We start from the raw sequence: 26,328 nt of genomic DNA on the forward strand, positions 1-26,328 counted from the left end.
GACAAATGAATCATTCAAATAAACAGCCTTTTTCCTTACATCCAATTGAACCTCGTGATGAGCTAGGCCCTATTTCTGGAACCGAAAAAACACATGTACACACTGAGGAGCCACCAGAGACAGTCTTGGATATTAAACATCTCTCCACCCATTTTTATACGGATGAAGGGATTGTAAAAGCCGTCGATGATGTAAGCTTTCAAATCAATGCGGGGCAAATTGTCTGTATTGTAGGTGAATCGGGATGTGGCAAGAGTGTTACAGCGATGTCTCTTATGGGGCTTATCACTGGGCCCATGGGTAAAATCGTCAATGGGGAGATCTGGTTTGATCATAAAGATCTTTTGAAGCTCAATTCTTCGGACATGCAACAATTACGCGGAAATGAATTAGCCATGATTTTTCAGGAACCGATGACTTCTTTAAATCCTGTATTATCTATCGGTGAACAAATCATGGAACCCTTAATTGAACACCTTCACATAAGCAAAAAAATGGCGTTTGAAAAAGCAATCGAGTTAATCTCCCTAGTAGGTATTGCCCGCCCAGAGGAGATTGCTCATTCCTATCCTCATCAATTAAGTGGCGGGATGCTGCAAAGAATCATGATTGCCATTGCTCTTAGCTGCAACCCGTGTTTATTGATTGCTGACGAGCCTACTACGGCGCTTGATGTAACAATTCAAGCCCAAATTTTAGACTTATTGCGAAAAATTAAGCAACAATCAAACACCGCTATCCTTCTGATTACACATGATTTAGGTGTCGTTGCAGAAATGGCTGATTATGTCATTGTTATGTATGCAGGCAAAGTGATAGAAGAAGGGCCTGTTATTGATTTGTTTCTCCAGCCAAAGCACCCTTATACACAGGGATTATTACGTTCCAAACCAGTGATGAACCAACGAACCACTCGGCTCTATTCAATACCGGGCCAGGTTCCGAATCCGATTGAGTTAGGTGATTCCTGCTACTTTGCAGAACGCTGTGAGCATCGTAAACCACAATGTGTAACGAAACAGCCCCACCTATCCCCCGTATCCAATAAACAGAAAGTAGCCTGCTGGTTGTATGAGGAGGAGCACGCATGAATGAGCTATTACTTGATGTACAGCATCTAAAAAAATATTTTCCTCTAGGGGACGGTCCCTTTCCGGCTGGCAGAGGGCAGATAAAAGCAGTTGATGACCTCTCCTTTACGATCAGTAAGGGAGAAACCTTCGGACTGGTTGGTGAATCAGGCAGTGGAAAAAGTACGGCGGGGCGCACAATCCTGAGAATGATTGAGAAGACTTCAGGAGATGTCTTTTACAAAGGCATTGATCTATCTACCCTCTCACCTAAAGCGCTACGAAGGCTGCGCCCTTCCATGCAATTTATTTTCCAGGACCCATACAGCTCTCTTAATCCTCGTATACGGATTGGAGATGCCATAGGAGAAGCACTGCTGGATCATGGATTGGTAGCCAAGCGTGATCTACGTGAACGGGTTCAACAGGTAATGGACCTATGCGGTCTTGCCCCTTATCATTATGATCGATTTCCGCATGAATTTTCTGGCGGTCAACGACAACGTATCGGCATTGCTCGGGCTATTATTTTACAGCCTGATTTCATCGTTGCAGATGAACCTGTATCAGCACTTGATGTTTCCATTCAAGCCCAAATAATCAATTTATTTCAGGATTTACAAGAGAAGCATTCCCTTACCTATCTATTTATTTCTCATGATTTAAGCGTGGTAGAACACCTTTGTACCACGATTGGAGTGATGTACTTAGGCTCCTTTATGGAGGTGGCACCGCGAGATGAATTATTTGCACATCCCCAGCATCCTTATACTCAGGCACTTTTATCTGCTGTGCCTATTCCGGATCCGATGGTTCGACGAGAAAGAATCGTATTAAAGGGCGAAATTCCAAGTCCAGCTAAACCTCCATCTGGCTGTAAATTTCATACTAGATGTCCATATGCAACGGCATTGTGCTTGGAGCAAGTTCCCCTTTATCGGGAAATCGGGACCAATCATTATGTTGCGTGTCATTTTGTTTCATGATTCTAAAAGCCTAAATCTGTCCTAGGTTTTCAGAACAAAAAGCAGGCCTGATTTCATCCTCCTTGAAATCAGGCCTGTTGGCACTAGCTCAGTTTAGAGTATATTGTTCATTACATTTAATAACCAAAATTCCCCTAGAAATGAACCAGCCTACAATCGGTATTGAGCGTTGAGTGAATCTTTTCGCGTGAAATATTGAGGCTGCTCATCTCCTCTTTTTTATATGATGTTGCATCAGGCATGCGAAAGAGTTTGCTGAGTTATAATTCGCCCGCTCTCCATTTTAACCACCTGATCAGCGAGGTCAAAGTAACGATCGTCATGGGTAATCGCAATTACACATTTTCCTTGCTTTTTCATTTCTGGTAACAAGGATTCGTAAAAGAACTGCCGATACTCTGGATCTTGATCCGCTGCCCACTCATCGAAGAGAAGTATCGGTCTGTCTTTTATCTGACTTAGCATCAAGGCAAGACGCTTTCGTTGACCTGTAGACAGCTTGGTCGTGCTAAACATCCCGGTTTGATCCACTTCGACTTTGTCAGCTATCCGAAGCATCTCTAAATGCTTCCGTATCTCGTCTTGTTTGGCTTGGTAATCAACAACATACATTTTCTCGAATAGATAGAAATCACTGAAGATAACTGAGAAAAATTCACAACGTTGATCGGCATTCACTTTTTGCCCGTTTATGAAAAACTCGCCATCATCCTGCTCATACAATCCTGTAATCAGTTTGGCAAAGGTAGATTTTCCACTCCCATTCCCACCTACAATGAAGACGATTTCTCCTTTGCGACAGGAAAAATCGAGTGGTCCCACCGAAAACTCCTCACCTTCCTTGTTTTTGTACCGGAACTGCACCTGATCAGAGGTAAATGTCTCAAAATCTTGGACAGCAAGACCAGCAATATCTACATCATCCCTTCTCTTTTCCGAAGATAACGAGCCTAGCAAGGCATTTAACCGTTCCCAGCTAATCTTAATACGGATCAGCTCAGGTACCGCATTTAATATGCCGTGAACCGGCCCCGTCATATACAGGAAGACAAACACGTAGCTTACCAGCATATGCTTTGGGATCTGCGGGAAGAAAATGGGGAACAAAAAGGTAACGGTCCCGATTACCACTACAAAAAGCAATTCTCCCACTAAATACACATTTACAAACTTGAATTGACCTGCAGATCGCTTGTGTCGATATTCATAACAGCTTCTATCCATGTGTTTTTCAAATTCCCTGCTTTGTGCACGAGTAAGATATAGCTCCTTAAAGCCCCCTATCATATCGTTAATATAGGAAAAAAACACATTTTGGATGTCTCTGGTTTCCTCCCATACCTTGTTTGCCGAACGGCCTGCCAGTGTATATAAGCCGGCCGCTATTATTATAACAGCCAGACAAAACAAGAATCCGTATAGGCTCATTGCAGCTAGATAGATAAAGCAAAATACCAGTGTAACCGTACTGGTCAGTGCTATAACGACAATATTCGAAATCGTACTGATGGTTTCCGTATCGTTGTTTAAACTCGCATAGATCTGACCGTTATCAATCCGTTCATATTTTTGATAGGGAGTCCTAAAAATTCTGTGAACTAGCTCCATTCTTTTTTCATATACCACCTGATTCGTTATAACAATGAGGCGGCTGCGAATCATTTTCTCCCCAACAATATATAGCGAGATACCTAACAGAAAATACAAAAAGACAGAAACGTGAAACGTATTAATGGAAGTGAGCGCTATATTGATCATGAAAATAATCATCGCATTTCCAAATCCGCTGACAAGCCCCTGTATGACGATAGGGGTCAGGGAGGTTTCCTTGGATTTCGGAAATAAACGAATCATGGTTAGGTAGACGGTAAACAAAGTGACGGCTGCTAGCAAGACGTACATTGCGTAAAAAATGGTTATCGGAAGCCAAACCTCAATAAACTGCCATGGTAAACCGAAGAAAAACACATCTGGCAAGAAGTATACAGCGGCTGACAAAACACCGCATGTTATCACAAAAGCAAACAAAGATGTCAGACAGATGCGTCCGGGATTTGAGGCAAGTTTACGATCACCTCGAAGGATCTGTACGATGGCCTGACCAATTGCAAAAGTAAGGACCGCCACAAGGACACTAAGGATCACGAGAGTAATGCTTGCCAATCGATCTGTTTGTAGATTGGTGTCATCCACTACTTCTGGAACTTCTTTTCCTTGCAAGAGCTTGACGGCTCCCTCCGCCATAACGGACACATTCATCGAGTCAATATTCGTCAAAACGATAGCTCCCAGCTTTTCCTCTGGACGAAACACCATGTATGAGGAGAAAGTAGGATTGTTGCCACCGTGTGCAATTTGTCCACCGCCATTTTGAAAAATCATCCAGCCTGAGGCATACGAGGAACCATTTGCCGCAGGAGCTACAGATCGATCTGGCAGATGGGAGGCATGTATTAACTCAGCAGGAAACCCTGAAGCCTCCAACCCTAATTGAATATATAACCAACGCTCCATGTCGTTGAGACTTGATACCACGTAAGCCGCCGGTGTGTTTCCGCGATAATCCGGTGCATCATACACTCGTGGGGAAAAGAAACCGATTTTGTGCCCTCTTGCCATTTGCTCACTCGGTGCCTGTGCCTTCATAAAGGTGTTAGTTAGGCCCAATTGAGTAATAACTTGCTGTTGGACATACTGTTCATAGGATTGCCCAGTAACTTTTTCAACAATATAGCCTAGAATATCGTAGTTAACCGTTGCATATTCAAACTCTGTTCCTGGCTTGCGGGCTAATTCCCTGTTATTGAGCGCACGTACGTTTTCTTCGAGGGCCCGCTCACTGGATGAAATGGGGATAAAACCAATGCTTTCAAACGGAAAACCACTGGTATGATATAACAGATGCTTTATCAGGATCGTTTCCTGCTGTCCTTTATATGTAGCTGAAAACCAAGGTATGATGGACTGAACAGAATCGTCAAGTGAAAGACGTTTTTGCTCGATAAGCTGTTGGACGGCTAGTGCCGTAAATGCTTTGGTGTTCGAGTTGATTTCAAATAGTGTGTCAGCAGTTACGGGGGTTTGCTTTTGAATGTCAGTAACTCCAAATGATTGTTTGTAAATCGTTTTCCCCTCTTTGACGACAACAATGGCTGCACCCGGAATTTTCTCCGACTCCATCGTTTTATTGACCAGTTGTTCGATCGCCGCAGCGGCTTCCCCACTTCCCATTTCGGCATACACGGTGGTGCTCATTTGAAGTACGAGGATCAGGCACATTAGCATTACGAATCGTGCTCGTTTCACTACTTCTTTCATTAGAGGCAGAATTATCCTCTCCTTTTTTAGAAACTGTGTCTATGTCAGAGAAAGCGGGCAACCAGCCCTTCTACGCCGGCTGCCCCTTTTATCGATCCATTACACAGGTGAATGATGATAGAAGGAAGTAATCTTTTTTGAACTTTCTTGCCATTGACCAACAATTTCTTCCCATTCTGCTTGTGTTGGCAGGGTAAGATCGGCTATTGTTATCCGTTCATTTTCCGCTATTTGGCGCAACAGATGAACAAAGCTCGCCGCAATGCGCTTCGCGGTATCCGTAGCGTACAGCTTAGTAGCATACACTAAGGAGAATTCCAATCCATCTGGTCTTTCTTCCGCAATCATTGATAGATCGAATTTGGCTACAGGCTGATCAACCGGATACACCGAGATCGTAAGTCCGTCCAACTGTAGCTGAGGAGTTTCAAAATTGTTCAGGGTAAACATTGTGTCAAACAAAGGATTACGGCTCAGATCAAGCTCAGGGTATATCTTATCGACTAGACTTTGGAATTGATAATCCTGATTATCGAATGCCTCCAGAACATTTTTCCTTACCTCTTCTAAAAAGGCCATGAATGTCTGAGAATCATCCACTTTTTGACGCAACACTAGGGTATTGATAAACGAACCTACTACATGTTCTAAGTCAGTATGGGGTCTTCCGGCGACAGATGTACCCACGCTAATATCTGATTGACCGGCAAGTTTGGAGAGCAGGATGTGATAAGCTGCCAATAAAGTCATAAACATGGTTGAGTTCGACTTCTCTGTAATAGTGCGGAAGGCACTCCACACCTGCTCATCTGCATGAAAGACAATCTGCGCCCCGGCAAAAGACTGGATAGGCGGCCTTGGGTAATCCGACGGAATGTTCAAAATAGGAATTTCACCCTCAAACTTGCTCAACCAGTATGTCTCTTGCTTTTTTACAGCCTCAGTTTGTAGCATCTTGTTTTGCCAAACGGTAAAATCCTTGTACTGAACAGGCAACCCCGGCAACTCTGCACCATGATATAGTTGCATGAAATCACGCAGGATGATACTAATTGACAGTCCATCAGAAATGATGTGATGCATATCAAACAGGAACAGATGAACATTCGGTGCGATCTGAATTAGACCTGCCCGAGCAAGCGGGGCCTGCGCAAGATCAAATGGACGAATAAACAACTGCGCCGCTTCGCTTGCTTGCTCCTCTTCCATTTCTGAATAGGTGACATCTAGCTCTACTATGTCTGCGATGCGTTGAACGAGTTCGCCATTTACATATTCGAAAGAGGTTCGCAGGGATTCATGGCGATCTACAAGCTTTTGCAAAGCTGTAGCAAAGAGCTCTTTATTCAAATGTCCTTCGATTTTTAACACGCTTGGCATGTTATAGGCAGTCTCTGCTCCCTCTATTTCCCGTAGCAAATACATCATTTTCTGAGTCTCTGATGTAGGATAGTGCTCCTGTTTTGCAACTGGCTCAATAACTTTATAGCTCTCTTCCTCCGCTCCTATAATCAGCTTCGCTAGCTTACCGATGCTGTCATTCTGGAAGAAGATATCGAGCGGAATCACCTTTTGGAATTTCTTGTGAATCCGTGCCAACAGCATGATTGCGCTTAGGGAATTGCCGCCTATGCTAAAAAATGGATCATTCACTCCGATTTTCTCGATTTTCAATAGACTTTTCCAAATATCTGCTACTATTAATTCTGTTTCAGTTGTTGGTTCTTCAAAAACCCCTAGCTGTTCGTCCTGTCCATTCGGTTCAGGTAACGCTTTGAAATCAATTTTTCCATTCACTGTGACCGGAATCTTGTCTAGAGATACGAAATGGGAAGGAATCATGTACACAGGTAATGAGAGCGACAAATAATCGACTAGCTCATTTGTGTTCCATGTACGATCGGACACGATATAGGCGCACAAATATTGGTGCCCTTCGCCATCTTCTCGTGCTATGACGACTACTTGGTCAATCTCTTCATGCTGTTGCAGATATGCCTCGATTTCACCGATTTCAATCCGATGTCCCCTGATTTTTACCTGATTGTCAATCCGACCTACATATTCAATAACACCGCCAGGTAGCCAGCGTCCCGTATCTCCTGTACGGTACATTTTCTCTCCTCGGATAAACGGATTTGCAACAAACCGCTCGTTAGTCAGTTCTGGCCTGTTGAGATATCCTCTAGCAACACCCGCTCCTGCGATAAAGATTTCTCCTGTTACCTCAGGCGGAAGAAGATTCGCGTTCTGATCAAGAATGTAAATCTGCTGATTTGCAAGTGGAGCCCCAATCGGTACGGATGTCCTTTCATTCAAGTGATCCGGATTTACATGGTAGTAGGTAGAGTCGACGGTGCACTCCGTGGGTCCGTATACATTCGTAATTGCAAAGGATTCGCCCGCGAATTTGGTATACAGCCCTTTGACAACACTTTCTCGTAACGGCTCTCCGCCGACAACAAAGTGCTTAACCGTAAGCTTATGTTCCATTTCAGACACGGCATTCAGCAGCATCGACAGATGAGTTGGTGTACCATCAGCCATATCAATCTGGTTCTCTCTGTAAAAACGAAGCAGTCCCTCCCCGTCTACGCGAATATGCTCCGGCACGATGTACAAGGTATGACCAAGCAACAACGCACCGTAGATCGGCTTTACAGACATGTCGAAGATAAACGGAGCTATCTGCGCTATTCGCAAGCAACGATCGTAGGCGTTGTGCACAATATCATGTAAACTCATGACAAAATTTGTGACGTTTCGATGTTCCACCATGACCCCTTTTGGTTTACCTGTCGAGCCAGAGGTATAGATGATATAAGCGAGATCCTCAGGTTTAGCTGTATCCGGCAAGTTTGTGGCATCCCCATGATATAAATGGGGATCATCCAACAGGATCGTCTCGTATTCGCTGAGAGAAGGTTGTTTGGTGGAAGATAGCGTAAGCAAAATTTTAGCTCCACTGTCCTCCAGCATGTAGCGAACCCTTTCCTCTGCAAATGTGTGGGAAATGGGCAAGTAAGCTCCTCCCGCTTTTAGTACAGCTAGCATGGCAATAATCATTTCTATGGAAGGCTCTGTCATGACTGCAACCAGATCATTGGTCTGCATCCCGCGTTCGCGTAGATTCCGCGCAACTTGATTTGCTTTTTCATTGAGTTGCTTGTAAGTAAGCTCGCTCCCTTGAAAAACAACTGCGCTACGCTCAGAATGTTCACCCACCATTTTTTCGAACATTCGGTGCATCACTACATCAGTCGGATAGTCCGCTTTATTTTGATTCCAAGTACGAAGCAACAGATGCTTTTCCTTGTCGGCAAGAATTTGTTCCTTAGTGATGACGGCATTTGGTTCGTCGGCGATCAGTTGCAGGATGCGAAGATAATAATCTAGCAGGCGTTGCACATCTACGCTATCTAACACTGCTTCACTGTAGGCTATCTGAATTTCTGATTGTCGGCGGATATAAAACTCAAACACACGATGATCGACAATGTGCTCCTCCAATTGCCATTCTTTCTCCTTCAGCGCGATTTGATCCTTGCCCTCCAACTGATTAAAAACATGGAAATCTATATAGCTAAAGGTAGATTCAAAAAATTCACTACCAGCATCTACATCTGCGGCCATTTTCGTAATCTCAAACAATGGGAGACGTCCATACAGCTTCAGATCGATCATTTTTTGATTCATCTGTCTAAGTAAGTCTATCCATGTCATCTGTGTCTTTAGCTTGACTCTTACTGGTACAGTATTTAAGAAACAACCAAGGATTTGGTCCGCCTTCTCACACTGTGGTCGATTGTGCTCTACCAAGCCCACCGCAATGTCATTCTCGTAGGATAGCATGTGAAGCATCATGCTATAGGCTGTAAAGCAGACCGTTTTCAGATTGGTCTGATTCGCCGCAGCAATACGCTCCAAACGCGTTACCAAATCAGGATCAAGTGGATGGATGAGCTGATGCATACGATTTGTTTCATCTGTGTTCATTTTTTTTGGAAAACGGAAAAGCTGCATATCGTTTAGTTCATTTTGCCAATAATCACGTACTTCTGGACTGTTTTTGACAATCATCTGATCTAGAATAAATGCCTCGTAGTCATGCGGTAGCCATTCAGGAAGATAGCTGTCATCCACTCTTAGCTTCGTATAGGTATTAGAGAGCTCTGTGATAAAGGATGCTACACTCCAACCATCCAAAATCGCATGGTGGAAAATCATGCACAGTACATGCTCTTCGTTGCTTACCGTAAAAATTCTCAACTTCCACAATGGTTTGTCTAAAGCGAAAGGTACCTTTCGATCTTCAGACAAATAATGATTGATAGCCGTTTCTTGATCGTACTCATTCGTTATGTCCATATGTTGCAAATCAAGATGGAACGCTTCTCGCTTGTGAACGATTTGAATCGGCTCAGGAAAATCCTGTAGGTTAAAGGTGGTCCGTAAAATCGAATGTTTTTTCACAAGTAACGAAACAGCTTTTTGAAGCAGGTCGAGATTAAATTCTCCATCTTTAAACGGATACAGCATTTGATCATGATAGACTGCCTTTTCAGCATTTTTTCCTGAGGCGTATAGCATTCCAAATTGGATATCACTCATCGGGCAGATGCTTTCAAAATCCTCCGGTAATTTCTCAGCCAATGGAAGTTTGTCCACTATTTCAGTCTGCCATTCCATAAGCTTGGCTTTGGCCGTATTCCATTGATCACTCCAAGCAGGTGTCCCGTTTTGACGAATCAATTCGGACTGTTTTCGAATAGTAGGGAACTTATACAGATCCTGTACGCTTACTGCCGTTTCCAGTTGGCTATTTACCGCTGTTAACAACCGAAGCACCTTGATGGAATCTCCTCCGAGTGCAAAAAAGTCCTGAGTTACACCAATTCGCTGATTCTCCAGATCAAGCACCTGTTGCCAGATGTTCTCCAGCTTTTCCTCCGTCTCATTTTCAGGAGAAATAATCTGAACATCGCTCTCCAGCTCCCAATCGATCTGCAATAACGCGTTTCGATTCACCTTCCCATTTACGGTTACGGGAATTTTTTCGATTTGTACAAAACGAGCTGGCATCATATATTCAGGAAGCTTTTGGCTGATGTGCTCGCGTAACTGAGCTGTTGTTACTCTTTGCTGAGCGGTGAAGAAGGCATGCAACTGGTTTTGTGCATGGCAATCTTGTATCGCCAACACGACAACATCTGTCACAGCAGGGTGTTTTAGTAACATGTTTTCAACTTCACCAAGTTCGATCCGATGTCCACGAATTTTGACCTGCAAGTCCATTCGTCCGAGATACTCCATATCACCTGAAGGTAGAAGCCGGACTAAATCTCCAGAGCGGTATAAACGTTCCTCAGGCTTATACGGATTCGGTACAAATCTGCTCGCGGTCAACTCTGGCTTATTCAAATAGCCACGTGCAACACCCTCGCCTCCCACGTACAATTCTCCGGGCACACCGATTGGGACCAACCGTTGCTTTTGATCCATCACGTAAGCTGTAAGCGTAGGGATCGGTTTACCGATGTTACTTGCATTTCGTTTCATTTCTTCCCTTTGAATTTCCTTGTAGGTAACGTGCACCGTGGTTTCTGTAATTCCGTACATGTTAACTAATTTGACGTCTGGATACATCTCATGCCAGCTTGTTAGCATTTGCGGTTTCAGTGCTTCCCCGCCGAAAATTACGTAGCGAAGTGCATCCAGTCCTTTCACCTGATTCTTGCAAACAAACTGAATGAGGTTAGCAAATGCAGAAGGCGTCTGGTTGAGGACGGTTACCTTTTCTGACTGAAGGAAGTGGCTACATTTTTCTGGATCGCGCACAGCTTCTTGGGATACCAGAACTAGCTTACCTCCATAAAGTAATGCCCCGTACATTTCCCACACGGCGAAGTCAAAGCTAAACGAATGGAATAAAGCCCACACATCATTATGGTCAAATTCAAATAGGTTCCGATCGTTATGCAAAAGGCGAACGACATTTTTATGTTCGATCATTACGCCTTTTGGCTCCCCTGTTGAACCCGATGTATAAATGATGTAAGCAAGCTGCTCTGGGCTGTCAAATTCATTCAAATTGGAGGTATCATAATGTTCTATTGCCTCATCGGAAATAGTAACCAGTTGCCAGGAATCCGAGAGTGCTCCCGCAAGAGCAGGATGAGTAATGATCACTTCCGGCTTGCTGTCCATGAGCAAATATGTAATTCTTTCCTGAGGATACTCTGGATTAATGGGTAAGTACGCACCCCCGGCTTTTAACACAGCCATAATGCTTACCACCATATCAATGGATCGATCCAGCATAATCCCTACTATACTTTCAGAAACCACACCCCTGCTTCGCAACAAACGTGCAACCTGATTAGCTCGCTCGTTTAGTTCACGGTAGGTTATTGTTTGTTCACCACTTACTACAGCGATTCGCTCTGGATGCCTAGCTACTTGCTCCTCGAATAGCCCGTGGATTGTTTTTGTTGAAGGATAGCCTGCTTGTGTACGGTTGAATTCGGTTAACAGCCTGTCTCTCTCTGTTTGCGAAAGTAACTCGATTCCATCCACCACTGCATTCGGATTGTCTGCGATTTGTTGCAGGATGCGCAAGAAGTAGGTAGCAAGCTGATCTACGGTCTCCTCCTGATAGACATGGGCATTGTATTGCAATTTTAATGTCGCCATCTCATCAGGAATTACAACTGCCATGAAATCAAATTCTGTCTGTTCAGAGATTTCAACGTCTTTAATGGAAAAACCGAGCTTCGTCTCTTCCCCTGCCTGTGCGATAGCTTGATCTGCTGGGTAGTTTTCGAAGACGAAGATATGTGAAAATAAATCTTTTTTCAATTCAGATTTCTTCTGAATCTCACTCAGCGCGAGATAACTGTGAGGCTCACTTTCCAGAGTCGATCGTTGGACTTCGTGTAGGAGCTCTGCAATTGACTGATTCCCTTCTGACTTGATCCGTTTTGGAATTGTATTGATAAACAAGCCCACCATATCTTCGATGCCCGACACCTCGGCTGGACGCCCCGATACAACCGTTCCAAATACAACGTCATCCACATTATTCATTCTTTGTAATAGCAGTCCCCACGCCGTACTAAATACCGTGTTCAGTGTCACCTGTAGATGGTTGGCAAGCTCCTGTAGCTTTGCCGTAGGAATGGTGTAAGACTTTTCGTTACTTTCTCGTTTCTTCCCTTCTGAATCACTGCGATAGACAGGCAGGATAGCTTGATGCTCGTAATCATCTAGGTATTCACTCCAAAAAGTCGCGGCCTGCTGTTGATCTTGTTCCTGAAGCCACTGAATGTAATCTGTATAAGCAGGAGGTGTGTCATCTGGTAAAGGATGTCCATCACGCAGGGCAAGATAAATGCGGGCAAAATCGCGAAAAAGAATCCCAACGCACCAGCCATCCATCAGGATATGATGAAAGCTCCATATAATCGTATGAGCTTGTGGAGCATTTGTCAGAATAACAACCCGCATAAGCACATCTTTGGAAAGGTCAAATTTTCTGTCGCGGTCTTGTTTTTTCCATGCCTCTATGTAGGCGATTTGCTCTGTCTCAGGCATCTGAGACAAATTCTTATGGATTACCTCAGCAGGTCGTTGTTGCAAAACGACCTGCAAAGGTTCCTCCACTTCCTCGTATATAAAGATGGTACGTAAAATATCATAACGTTCAACCAGTTTTTCCATACTTGCAGCAAATAGGGCGACATCTAGTTCGCCTACTACTGTCATTGTCATCTGCTCAACATACGCTTCTGAATCCCGATCCATTAAATAGTGTAGGAGCATTCCCTCTTGCATAGGAGCAAGAGGGGCAAGCTTGGTAATCTCTATGTTCTCATTCATCTGAAACCTCCGAATTTACAGTTTTCTTGAGAGCAAGTTTTGCAGCTTGGAAAGACCTTCGATCGACATTTTTGAATAGCCCAAATCTGATGGAGTGACAGTTGTTTCCTCTTTTTTCATACAATGCTCGATGATGCTTAGCACATTCTTGTTCAAGCTGGTCAGAAACTGCAATATCGTCTCCTCTTTATATTCCTTGCTGTTGTACGTAAGCGAGAGAGTAAACTGACCTCGCTCCACCATGCCGATAAATTCGAGTGAATGCTTTCTGATATATTCTTTGCTGATCGCTTCTCCTGTGTAATGAGGTGAGATTTGTACAAGATGCTCAGGCATGTCCTGATCGAATTGTCCCAGGTAGTTAAAGCTGATTGGCGCAGTGTAGTTAAGTGACTTGTCCTCGTTATCCTCTGATCCATATCTAAGAATTCCATAGCCAATCCCGTTTTTTGGAATTTGACGCAAACTCTGCTTAGCAAATTTGATCTGATATTCCAAATCCTCTGCCCGCTCTGTTGAAAGAAGCACCGGATATATGCTGGTAAACCAGCCTACTGTTCTGGAAATATCTAGCTCAGGCAGAATATCTTCTCTACCATGACCCTCTAGGTCAAGCAGAATTTTGTCCAGTCCGGACCACTCTTTGATAGCCAGACCAAGCGCCGCAAGAAGCACATCATTTACCTGCGTGTTATAGGCCTGATGAATGTGACGCAGTAGCTGGTCTGTTTTTTCAGGATCAAGCGTAAAGGACTGCGTCTTGGTGTCTATTATTTTGTTCTGGTGAACGACCGCATCTACGGGAAGCGAGGAAACAGGCGTCTGTACCGTTTTTCTCCAATACGCATACTCTTTTTTCAGCCTTTGGTTTTTGTTATAGGCTGTAATCTGCTCCGCCCATTGCTTAAAGGAATCTGTTTTCTTTGGAAGCTTAATTTCCTCTCCCTGTTGTATCTGTTGATACGCTTTGGCGAAATCCTCCAAAATAATTCTCCAGGAAACCCCGTCTACAACTAAGTGATGAATGACGAGCAACAAATGATCACCGTCCACACTTTTAAACAAACCTACTTTAACCAAAGGACCTGTTTGCAGCTCAATACTGCCTTGCAATCTATTCGCATGCTCCTCAACTTTTTGAACAAAGTCAGGATCATCAGCAAGATCAACAACCTGAAACGTAAAGAGCTCCTCCTCCATGCCACGGTTATACGGGATTACCCGATTCTCCTCGAAAGTAAATACCATACGTAAGGCATCGTGATGTTGCAGTAACGTCGTAAGAACCTCTTCCACCATCCTCGGATCAAAGCCCTCTTTCCGATACAACATGATAGCGTGATTATAATGATGAACATCGTTTCGTTCACCAGCAAAGAACCAGTGCTGAATGGGAGTCAGCGGAGCATGTCCCGTGACGATGCCTTGTTCGCTTTTTCCACTCTTCTGTTTAATCAGTGGAGCTAATTCTGCAATTGTTTTTCGTTGAAAGAGATCCTTCACATCTAGGTGAAGCAGTCTTTCCTTTAGACGGGCGTTCATCTGAATCGCCTTAATGGAATCTCCTCCCAAAGCAAAAAAGCTATCATGAACACCAATCGTTTCAACTCCAAGCACTTGTCTCCAAATATCAGCAAGAATCTCTTCTTTTTCGGTGCGAGGTAATACTAAATTTGTGTCCGAAGATAAATGAGTATGCGGTTCCGGTAGCTTTCGTTTATCCACCTTACCATTTACTGTAAGCGGCAGCTTGTCCATCCGCACGATGTATGCCGGAACCAAATAATCCGTAGCGTTTTCCAGTACATGCTGTTTGATCTGAGCTGGTGCTACTTCGGAATCAGGTACATAGTAGGCGCAAAGCTCATTGTGTCCCTGAGCACTTGTTCTGACGACTACAACAGCATCGGAAATATTCGGATGTTCCAACAGTTTAGCTTCAACGTCCGCAAGTTCTACACGGTGTCCCCTGATTTTGACTTGTCCATCTGTTCGACCGATGTATAAGAGATTTCCGTCAGGCAACCGCCGTGCCAAATCGCCTGTCTTATACATCCGTGCTTCTGGAATATACGGATTAGACAGAAAACGCTCGGCTGTCAGGTCAGCACGGTTATAGTATCCTCGTGCTACTCCTTCTCCCGATATATACATCTCCCCAATACTTCCTACGGGAACGGGCTGAAGATATGGATCGAGTAAGTAAATCTGTACGTTATCGGCAGGCACTCCAATTGGGACAGAGCCTTTGCTATCTCTCTCTTGATTGAACACATAAATCATGCAGCCAACTACCGTTTCGGTTGGTCCGTATTCGTTGTAGATTTTCACTCCGCCGTTAAACCGCTGAACTGTTTTCGTTGCCAGCTCTGCTTTTAAATCCTCCCCGCCTACAATTAATTTTTTTATGCTAGAACGTGAGCAGTCTAATCCCTCTAGCGTATGCAGATGGGAAGGAGTCAATTTCACGATGTCCACCTGATTGTCCTCTACAATCTTGCGGATAACCGTTGCTTTGTTCTCTTCTGAATAAATGACGATTCTGTTTCCGGAAACCAATGGCGTATAAATCGAAGTAACGGTCAAATCGAACGCCGGAGACGAGTACAAGGCAAAATCGAGCTGTTCCCCCTCGAGATATACCTTTTCTGCCCAGCAAATATAATTGGTCAGACCTTGATGTGTAATCATGGTTCCTTTCGGTTTCCCAGTCGTCCCTGAAGTGTAAATAAGATAGGCGAGATGATCTGAATCCACCGATTTTTCCGGATTAGATGAGTCACCCTTATAGAGTGCCGGGTCATCGGCCATAATCAAACGTCCTGAAAAATCGGTCAAATTCGCCAAATTGGCTTGGGTAATGATGAGCTGTGCCTGACTGTCTTCCAATAGATAATTGATTTGCTCTCGTGGATATTGCGTATCTATAGGTAGATATGCTCCCCCCGCTTTCATTACGGCCAGCATGGAAATAACCAATTCAAAGGAGTGATCTAACATAATCCCTACCACTACCTCTTTTGTTACACCAGCTTGTTGCAGGACTCTTGCCAGTTGGTTCGCTCTGTCGTTTAGCTCGCGATACGTAAGCTCTTGATCATGATGTACCAAGGCTACTCGATCTGGCCCCTGCTCTACCTGACCCTCAAACAAAAAGCTTACTGTTTGGTTTTTCGGATATGATATAGACGTTTGATTCCAGTCGTAGATGATTTCGTCCAGCTCTTCACCCGCAAGCATTTCAATTTCACATAGCTTTTGATGTGGTTTTTCTGTCGCTTCACGCAAAATAGCTAGGAAATGCATGTACATACGTTCCACCGACTCACGTTTGAATAGCGCGGTGCAATATTCCATGGTGACAGACAAATTCTGATTCCACTCTGAGACAAACATCGTTATATCAAATTTGGCTACCTGAAAATCGAAATCATAAGGAGTTACTCCATACGTGCCCTTTTGCAATCGTTGATCATCTATGCTCTGCATGACAAGCATGGTGTCGAACAACGGATTTCTGCTGAGATCTCGATTGATCTGTAGCCGCTCTACTAAGCTTTCGAACGGATAATCCTGATTTTCATAGGCTTGCAGTACACTTTCCTTTACCTCATTCAGAAAATCGTAGAAAGTTTTATTTCCTCTAGGTTCATTTTTTATCGCTAGAGTATTCACAAACATACCGATAACCTTTTGCAGTTCTAGATGATGTCGTCTGGACACAGGTGTTCCTACGATGATCTGCTCATCTCCTGTGTATTTGGCTAACATGATATTATAAATGGCCAGCATCACCATATAGGTTGTTGTTCCCGTTTCCTTGGCCAGCTTTTCAATTAATTGACGATCGGACTTGGAAATCTCAAACGAAATCCGATCACCTGCAAAGCTCTGCACTGCCACCCGCGGGTAATCTGTAGGCAACTGTAAAATCGGAATTTCATCCGAATATTGCTTCAGCCAATAGTCCTCCTGTTTTTTCATGTCGCCTGATTGCAGAAAGCCTTCATACCAAACAGCAAAATCTGTGAACTGAATGTCAGGAATCACCATCTCTTCCTCATGGTACAAAGAGAATAAATCCTGCATGAGTATCTGAAGTGACAAGCCATCAGCAATGATGTGATGGATGTCAAAAACCAGAAGATCTTCTTCCGACTTAGTACGGAACAATCCAACTCTCATCAGGGGAGCCTTAAACAAATGAAACGGGCGAATAAACGATTGAATTTGTTGATTCCATTCATTCTTCTCCACTAGTTCAATTGTAAGTGGAATTTTCACAGCTGGATGAACCCGCTGAATCGGTAGACCATCTCTGAAATCAAAGGATGTTCGTAGCATCTCGTGCCGTTCTGTCAATTTGACCAATGCTTGCTCTAATTTCTTTGCATCCAGTTTATCTTTGAGAACATAGGCACTCGGCAGATTATAGGTGATGCTACCGGCCTCCAATTCCTGAAGAAGATACAGCCTTCTTTGAGCTGGAGTAACAGGATAATGTGTCTTTTCATTCGATTTTTGAATAGACAGGCAGTTTCCAGTTTCTATAGCTTCAAGCTGTTTAGCGAATTCTTGTATTGTCGGTGCTTGGAAAATAACACTGATCGGAACCTTAATCTGAAGGCGTTGTTGAACCTGTCCTATCATCAGAGCTGCCTTAAGAGAGTGGCCTCCTTTTTCAAAGAAATGATCGGTTATACCCAGCTTCGTATCGCCAAGCACCTCTTGCCAAATCTCCACGAGCTGTTCCTCTAATTGGGTTGCTGGCGGCGTATATTCCCTTGAGGTAAATGAATCGGCTGTTGGCTTTGGAAGGGCTTTTCGATCAAGCTTTCCATTCATAGTCAACGGTAACGCATCCATAATAATGAAGCAGACTGGAATCATGTAATCTGGTAAATGACGTGATAAATACTCACGCAGTTCCGTAACGTCGAACGGCTGCTCCTGAACATAATAGGCACACAGATTTTTCTCTCCGGTGTTATCAGTGAAGTCGATGACAGCCGCTTCTTTTATCTTGGAGAAGCTTAGAATTTTCGCCTCAATTTCACTTGGTTCTATTCGATATCCACGAATCTTCATTTGATTGTCAACCCGTGCAAGATACTCTATATGCCCATTCGGTAACCATTTCACTAAATCTCCCGTACGGTACATGCTTCCTGAACCAAACAGATTTGAAACAAACCTCTCTGCCGTAAGCTCCGGCTGATTCACGTATCCTTTAGCTAAGCCCGAACCAGCGATACACAGCTCCCCAGAAACACCGATAGGTACAAGCTGGTCGTAGCGATCTACAACGTAATAGCTTACCCCTGGGATTGGTATGCCAATATCCACCTTATCTGCTGTCGTCAGATCGCTTACAGACGCCCATACTGTCGCTTCCGTGGGTCCATACACATTGTAAATCTGAGCTTTAGACAGACCTTGTATCTGATGAAGCAACGTCTCAGATAAGAATTCTCCGCCGATCAAAATGGTTTTAATCTGTGAAAGCACCTCTTTGCATTGCTCGTTACTCAACAACAGGCTCATGCGAGACGGTGTTATTTGCAACAATTCTATCTGCTGCTCCATGATTAATTCACTCAACGCAAATGGGTCTGTTTGCTGTTGTTCATCAGCGATTACCACCTGAAGACCTTTTGTTAGCGGTACAAGTGTCTCCAAAACAAATATGTCAAATGAAATGGTTGTCAACGCCAAAATATTTTTGTTTTGTTCTAAAGGAATCGCTTCTGTCATTGCCTGTATAAAGTGAACGAATGCACGCTGTTCAATCATGACCCCTTTTGGATTACCAGTAGAGCCGGATGTATAGATTACATACGCAAGGTCTTCTTCGCTTGCCTTTGAAACCACATTTTGCTCGTAAGTTTCTGATTGAACAGACAGCATGTTACTATCAACAACTTCGCATGGCAGCTCAAATCGCTCGATAATAGGTGCTTGTGATAGGACGAGAGTCGCATTGCTGTCCTCTACCATAAAGCGAATTCGTTGGGCTGGAAAAGCTGGATCAAGAGGAAGATAGCATCCCCCACTATGCAAAATACCCAGCAGGCAGACGATCATATCCACCGAACGATCTGTCATTAGACCAACGACACTTCCTGGCCCGACGCCCTTTGCCTGTAGCATTGCCGCTACTTTCATCGCGCGTTGATGCAATTCTGCGTATGATACTTTTTCACCATTACATACAACTGCGGTTCGATCTGGTGTTTTTTGCGCCTGAAGCGTTAGTAACTGTTGAACGGTCATTCCATCGTGATTACTAGTATTGCCTTTGTACTGAGTCTTCTCTACCAATAGATGTCTTTCTGTTTCCGTCAGCATTTGAATCCTATAAATTGGCACGGACGGGTTGGAAACAATGCTTTTTAGGATTTGCACAAAATGCGTACCCATTCGGTGAATTGTTTCCGGTTTAAAAAGCTTCAGCGCGTATTCTACGCTTACACCCAAACCATCGTCCTGATCAGAAATCATCATTGTGATATCATATTTTGCCTTCGTAGCATCAATCGGATAAGGCGTAACAGCGATCCCTGGGAGCTGTAATTCTTCTGTGTGAATGGTATGCATGATAAACATCGTATCAAACAATGGATTGCGGCTGATATCACGCTGTACGTTAACTTGTTCCACCAATTCTTCAAATGGATACTCCTGATGCTGTAATCCCGCGAGCACTTGGTCCCTGACTTCGGCAACGAACTGATTAAACGGCTTCTCTCCCTGTGGACGACTTCGCAGTGGCAACGAATTGACGAACATCCCTATCATTGTTTCCGTATCTTTGTGCAGTCTGCCCGCTACAGGAGAGCCAATGACGATATCCTCCTGCCCACTGTATTTAGATAGTAAGACATAATAGGCGGACAGTAGTAGGACATAGAGTGACACTCCTTGACTTGTGGCCAATTCCTTCAATGCATTCTCTAAATCAGGAGGCAAATAAAACTCATGTACCTGCCCATCGTAGGACAAGATCGGAGGACGGGAATAATCCGTCGGTAATTGTAGAACGGGTATTTCTCCAGAAAACGTTTGTAGCCAGTACGCTTCGTGCTGTTTTTTGATTTGAGAGCTCTCGTTTCCTTTTTGCCAAGCAGCGTAATCCTTGTAATGAACACGCAGTTCAGGCAACGTTTGACCTTGATAAAGTGAACAGAATTCCCGGAGCATAAGATTAACTGATTCTCCGTCTGATATGATGTGGTGCATGTCCACAAATAAGACATGCTGCTCCGTAGACAATTCAAACAGGCCTACCCGTAATAACGGTGCACGATTCAGATCAAAGGGTTGGCTATACTGATTGATTTGTTCTGATAGGCTTGCCTCATCTGAATGGAAGAAATCTACCTGGAACAACATCTCGTCATGAATTCGTTGTACAACGATATTTTCTCTCATTTCAAAAGAGGTCCGGAATGCCTCATGCCGGTTAACGATCGTCTGAAATGCTTGAGCGACCGCCTGTTTGTCAAGGGGCCCCTCCAATTCAACAGCCGCCGGCATGTGATAAGCTAGCTGTGCTCCCTCAAATTGGCTGAGTAGGAAAATGCGTCCTTGCACGGACGATGCTGGATAAAACTCTTCCCTAGAAATGGCAGGAATAGATCGGGAGCTATCGCTTTGACTACTTTTGCCTTCCTTTGCTTCTAGATAAGCAGAAAATTCTTCAATCGTCTGACACTCCAGCACCTTGCCAATCTCGACAGTGATTCCATAATTCATTTGGAATGTATTTACCACTCGCATGGCATGAAGAGAATCTCCGCCAATCTCATAGAATCCTGCCGTAACTTCTATCTCCTCATATCCTAGAACCTCGCCCCATACATTGGCCGTTTTTTGTTCGGTTTGAGAATAAGAATTGTTGGCACGTCCAGCCAGCTTCACCTGTTTGCGGGCAGGTTCGATCGCAACAGCGGCTTCAGCTACTGCGCTACCTGCTGTTTTTTTACTACCTACGATTTGAAGCTCATCGGCTAAGGCAAAGGGAAGCACTTGTTGCTGTAGCAGCACATGATCGAACCGAATCTTCCCAATAAATACACGACTGATCTTTTTGGACATCACCTTCTGAAAAGCAGTAACAGCCAATGCAGTCGAAAGAGGGACAAAGATCCCGTTCTCATCATTACCAGCCTCAAATGCCATTCCCGTTTCCTTCCAAGCAGACCAATTAATCGTGATTACCGGTTTGTTTTGTTTTCTTCGATAATCCGCAAAAGAATCCAGATAGGCATTCGCAGCCGTGTAGTCAGCCTGCCCCGCGGAGCCGAATAAGGAGGTCCCTGAAGAGAAAAGAACAAAAAAGTCTAGCTGATCCTGCTCTGTCAGCTTGTCTAACAGCCATGTTCCCTGAACCTTCGGGGCCAACACTGCCGAGAACTCCTCAGGTTCTTTGCGGATGATAAATCCGTCTCCTGGAAGGCCTGCGCTGTGGATGATTCCATCAATTCGCCCAAAACGTGTCCGCAGGTCTTCTAGTACATATTGCAAATCAGCTTCTTTGGATACATCCGCCTGATAGTACAAAATCTCGCTACCCATCCGCTCTATTTCCTGAATAGCTGTGAGCTTACGAATTGTTTTTTGGCAAACATCATTTCGAGTAAGCATACTGTCCCAGTCATCTTTTTCAGGTAAATCAGAACGACCGAGCAAAGCCAACTTCACACTTTGCTGTCCAGCCAAATACTTGGCAATCGCAAGCCCTAAGCCGCCGGTACCACCCGTGATCAGGTAAACACCGTTTTCACGAACTGTCACATCACAATCGGCAGAAGCGGAAAGATCCTTTCTGCGAAACTCTTCTACATATCGTTTTCCTCTACGATAGGCGACAACTTTACTTGTCTGCTCTTTCGTCGCTTCAAGCAGAAGGTCCTTTACTCCTACCATCTCGTCAGCATCCACACACGTACTTACCAACTGAGGATACTCTTGCTGGATTACTTTTGCTAAACCAAAGAGTGTTGCATATTCCGGATTGAGTGTACTTTCCGCTCCTGTCACCTCATGCACATTGTGGGCGACTACTGTAATGCCAAGCTTTCTGGCTACATTAGAATGAGCAACTAATTGTTTTGTTAACGAAAATAAACTATGAACGCCACGCATCTGTGCAAGCTCAAGCTCGGACAAAGCTTGTATACTCTTGTGATCCGTTACGCCAAACATATGGAAGACATGGCCGATGTCACGTGAGTCAAGCTCCTCTAGCAAACAGCGATAATCCTTTTCCTTGGCGCTTAAAACAAACTGGTGTTCTGTGCGTTTTTCAAAACATGCTCCAAATGAGACCTCAATGACATCATTTCCTAATTCACGAAGCTGTCGTGCCAACTGATTGCCTAATTCCCGTTCGTCCTTCAAGATCAAAACCGCACCAGTTATGGTCTGTTGACTTGCTTCGTCAACCATCGCTTCCTTCCAGCCTACTTCATAGAACAAGGAATCCTTTAGTTCCTCAGCTTCATCCTTGACCTCTGGTATCTCAATCCAGCAACGTTTCGGTTCAAATGGATAAACGGGTAGGCGAATCTTCTTATACTCTGCACTAGAATAAAGCACATCCCAATCTATGGAAGCTCCTTGCATATAAAGGAGGGCTAGCTGTAGATAGATTTCTACCCGCTCCGATTTATCCGCTTGTGAAAGCTTTCCGAGCAACTCGACTGCTTTTCGCGTTGCCTCTTGACTTTCCTGTTTGGCATAGCCATACCCGGCAGTAGCCATATCTCCCTTTTGGACAGCATCCGCATCCAGTGAAGCAAGGGCCTCCTGAAATTCACCCGGATGGCTTAATACCAGTGCTATCCTGTATTCGTGGTGCCATCTTCCAGTATTGGCAGTGTAGCAGGCATCAGCCATCTCGTTTTCGTTTAATGTACGGCTAAAGCTCTGATGCCTCCTAATCAGTTCCGCCAAAGCAGCAGTAGATTTCGCAGATAATGTATAGAGGTGAGGCCATTCTAGAGCTGTTTCTATGGCTGAAGCAGTTGGGGCTTCCTCCAGCACCATGTGACAATTGGTTCCACTCATCCCAAACGAGCTAACGCCGCACCGTCTCGGCTGCCCATTTGTCTCCCAATCGCTAAGCATATCGTTTACATAAACAGGTGAGTTTTCAAACGGAATGTTTCGATTGGGCGTGGTAAAATGCAAGGATGGCGGTAGCTTTTTGTTATACAATGCCAATACCGCTTTTACAAAACCTGCTATACCCGCAGCATTGTCCAAATGACCCATGTTTGTCTTCAAGGAACCAATCGCACAAAACTGACTTTTCTTTGTAAACCTACGGAATGCTCTGGTTATTCCGTCAATTTCGATCGGGTCTCCTAGCTTGGTGCCTGTTCCATGTGCTTCGATATATCCAATGCTCTCCGGCTCAATTTTTGCTTGCTTCCAAGCGCGGAGAATCACATCCTCCTGAGAAAGGACATTTGGGGCCGTAATTCCCACAGAGGCACCATCCTGATTGACGGCACTACCTTTGATCACAGCATAAATATGATCGCCATCACGCAGCGCCATTTTTAACGGCTTCAGCAAAACCGAGACAATCCCCTCGCCCGATCCAGTCCCATCTGAGCTGTCGTCAAAGCTTCGCGCTCGTCTATCTGAAGAGTCAATGTTTAAGTCAACACTTAGTGAGCTAAGCGGCAAAAGATCAATCTTCACGGCCCCAGCTAATGCCATATCGCACTCCTGATTGCGTAGTGCCTGGCAAGCCTGATGAACAGCGATCAATGAAGAGGAGCATGCTGTGTCAATCGCCATACTAGGCCCTCTAAAATCTAGTAAATACGCAATTCTACTGGCAATCATGGCCGGAATATTTCCGACCATTGCCATCTGTGCCAGTTCAGGATCAATTTCAGTGATCATTTGGTAATAATGATTAGCCTGAAAACTATTGATTCCAACAAACACACCCGTACGACTGCCTGTTATCCTACTTCCGCCATAACCAGCGTCCTCAATCGCCTCCCATGCACTTTGCAAGAACAAACGCTGAGAAGGATCGATTGCACTTGCCTCTTTAGGCGAGATACCGAAAAATGAGTAATCTAAGGTGTCCACTCGATCTAAATAAGCCGCCTCCAAATACTCGCCACCCTGCATCCCTGCATGCCGGACAAACGCCTCTGCATCGTTTCTCCTCGATTTGGGGAACGGACCGATACAATCGATTCCGTTTGCAATCGTTTGCCAAAACATATCTTGATTTTCTGCCAAGGGAGCCTTCACGGAAATGCCAATGACAGCAATCTCATCATGAGTGACGTTACTTTCTTCCTGCTTGATACGTTTCAACAGCTCAATAGCCGTCTGTTTTTCAATGCTACCTATCGTTGACTGCTCGATGACGTATTTCAAGAGATTATTCATTTTCGTTTAGATCACCTCTTTATTCTCCGCATGCAATGTTTTTTGAAAAAATGATCTTGTTTACGCCTTTACATATCGCCAGGTATTCTGAAAAGTAAGCATCATACCTTCTTCTTCTTCCGTAAACTCCATTAATCCAAATTCATCTACATAGAACAGATTATCCTTAAGAGGAACACAAACCGTCTCGGTGTCCTCATCAATTAAAACAGGGCCTCTATCATCCACTCGGAATGAAAAACTGAGAACGTTGTCCGTGTAATCCCCTTCAAACTTATACCACTGGGATGAATCAGATTGATATAGACGTTCGGTCGTTCTTTGGCATGCGGAACTGTTGACCATGATGTACGGAGCAGCTTCCCCGTCTTTAGGTATAAAACCGATATGATCGAGCGGTTCCTGTTCGTCATCGTAGGTGATAAAAAAGTGCTCTCTGACGTAACATAGTTGTCTTTCTTCGCCATTCAAATTTAAATACAGCTCATTATCAGACATTCTCACCTGAGCCGCGCCCTTGAGAAAACCGATATACGTTCCTTCATAGCTTGACCATTGCGATTTATCCACGGACGGTTCCTGGAAGCTGGCTGCTGCAAAAACTTTCGGCATTTGTTTAGGTAGCTCAAGCATTTGGTCAAGAATCTCATGTGCCTCTGTCCAGCCATAATCCTGCGAGGAAAGAGTTATGACACCTACTTTTTGTTCCGGTACAAGAAGAATTGCACTGTTGTATGTGCTAATTGCCCCGGCGTGCCTTATCATCTGAACTCCCTTGTAAGTATCCCTAAAAAATGTAAGTCCGCTTGCCAATCCAGACAGTGTGAAGCGGTCCGCCTGTAGCGAATGCATCTCTTCGATGGATTCTGGCGAAAGAATCTGTGTTTGACCAACACGCCCCCTATTCAGATGCATAAGGGCAAACGTAGCTAAATCATTTACCGTTGACATCGCAAAGTAGGACGGGTAATTCGCTACGTTTTCTGGAAAGTTATGCTGAACGCGTAAAGAACCGTCAGGATGTCGGTCATGGGCAAGCGCCAATGAATAGGTGAAAGCCACCAAAGGATCATACAAAGTCCGGCTCATTTGAAGCGGATCAAATAACCATTCTTTCATGAATTCTGGAAAAAACTGACCCGTCACCCGTTCTGCTACATATCCCGCCAGATTCAAATGGTGATTGCTATAGGAATGCAAAAATCCTGGTGGTGCCAGTAGGGTTAATTGAGAGATTTCTTCCCGGACATATTCCCCTAATGCCCCTAGATCACGCTTGCCAACCATATCACCGCCGTCTGGAAATCCTGCCGTATGGTTGAGTAGCATACGCAATGTTACTTTCCCAGCGGCCTCTGGATCGCTAAGACGGAATTCAGGTATGTAATTTATAATCGGTATATCGAGCTCTACCTTCCCCGCTTCTACAAGCCGCATGATGGCACTTCCAGTAAGTGGCTTCCCTAAAGAGCCAATGCGGAAAATTGTATCGCAAGTTACAGGGGTCCCCCCTTCTTCCTTGTTAATACTGCCAAAGCCCTTGGCATAGACGACTTCCTCACCCTTGAGAACGGCTATTGAAAAACCTGGGATGCGTGTTTCGTCAAACGTTTGCTGAATAATTGCATCAATGCTTTCAATAGATAGCATTC

Annotated in this window: 6 protein-coding genes; 2 read left to right on the forward strand and 4 right to left on the reverse strand. The window is 44.4% G+C overall.

All coding sequences use genetic code 11. From position 1 onward, the window contains the following. Positions 1-5: 5 nt before the first annotated feature. On the forward strand, positions 6-1,091 hold the full coding sequence (locus O0550_RS11420) for an ABC transporter ATP-binding protein (RefSeq protein ID WP_258426353.1): 1,086 nt from the start codon (positions 6-8) through the stop codon (positions 1,089-1,091). Then, the gene (locus O0550_RS11425) at positions 1,088-2,056 is read left to right on the forward strand and encodes an ABC transporter ATP-binding protein (RefSeq protein ID WP_258426354.1); all 969 of its coding nucleotides are present in this window, start codon (positions 1,088-1,090) and stop codon (positions 2,054-2,056) included. Before O0550_RS11420 ends, O0550_RS11425 begins: the two co-directional genes overlap by 4 nt. Before the next feature lie 234 nt (positions 2,057-2,290). Here the strand turns inward: O0550_RS11425 and O0550_RS11430 are convergent, their stop codons facing one another. From O0550_RS11430 to O0550_RS11445, 4 genes are all read right to left on the reverse strand, one after another. After that, the gene (locus O0550_RS11430) at positions 2,291-5,374 is read right to left on the reverse strand and encodes a cyclic peptide export ABC transporter (RefSeq protein WP_276564987.1); all 3,084 of its coding nucleotides are present in this window, start codon (positions 5,372-5,374) and stop codon (positions 2,291-2,293) included. Positions 5,375-5,473: 99 nt separating this feature from the next. Next, positions 5,474-13,252 carry an amino acid adenylation domain-containing protein gene (locus tag O0550_RS11435; RefSeq protein WP_258426355.1) on the reverse strand — a complete coding sequence of 2,593 codons (7,779 nt, stop codon included), beginning with the start codon at positions 13,250-13,252 and terminating at the stop codon, positions 5,474-5,476. 15 nt (positions 13,253-13,267) lie between these two features. Continuing rightward, positions 13,268-24,676, reverse strand: a complete 11,409-nt coding sequence (locus tag O0550_RS11440; protein WP_258426356.1) for a non-ribosomal peptide synthetase — start codon at positions 24,674-24,676, stop codon at positions 13,268-13,270. 60 nt (positions 24,677-24,736) lie between these two features. Further along, positions 24,737-26,326, reverse strand: coding sequence for a serine hydrolase domain-containing protein (locus O0550_RS11445; RefSeq protein ID WP_258426357.1), 1,590 nt, complete (start codon positions 26,324-26,326; stop codon positions 24,737-24,739). Between the last annotated feature and the right edge of the window lie 2 nt (positions 26,327-26,328).

This window comes from Brevibacillus halotolerans (assembly GCF_026891775.1).
Lineage (GTDB): Bacteria > Bacillota > Bacilli > Brevibacillales > Brevibacillaceae > Brevibacillus_B > Brevibacillus_B halotolerans.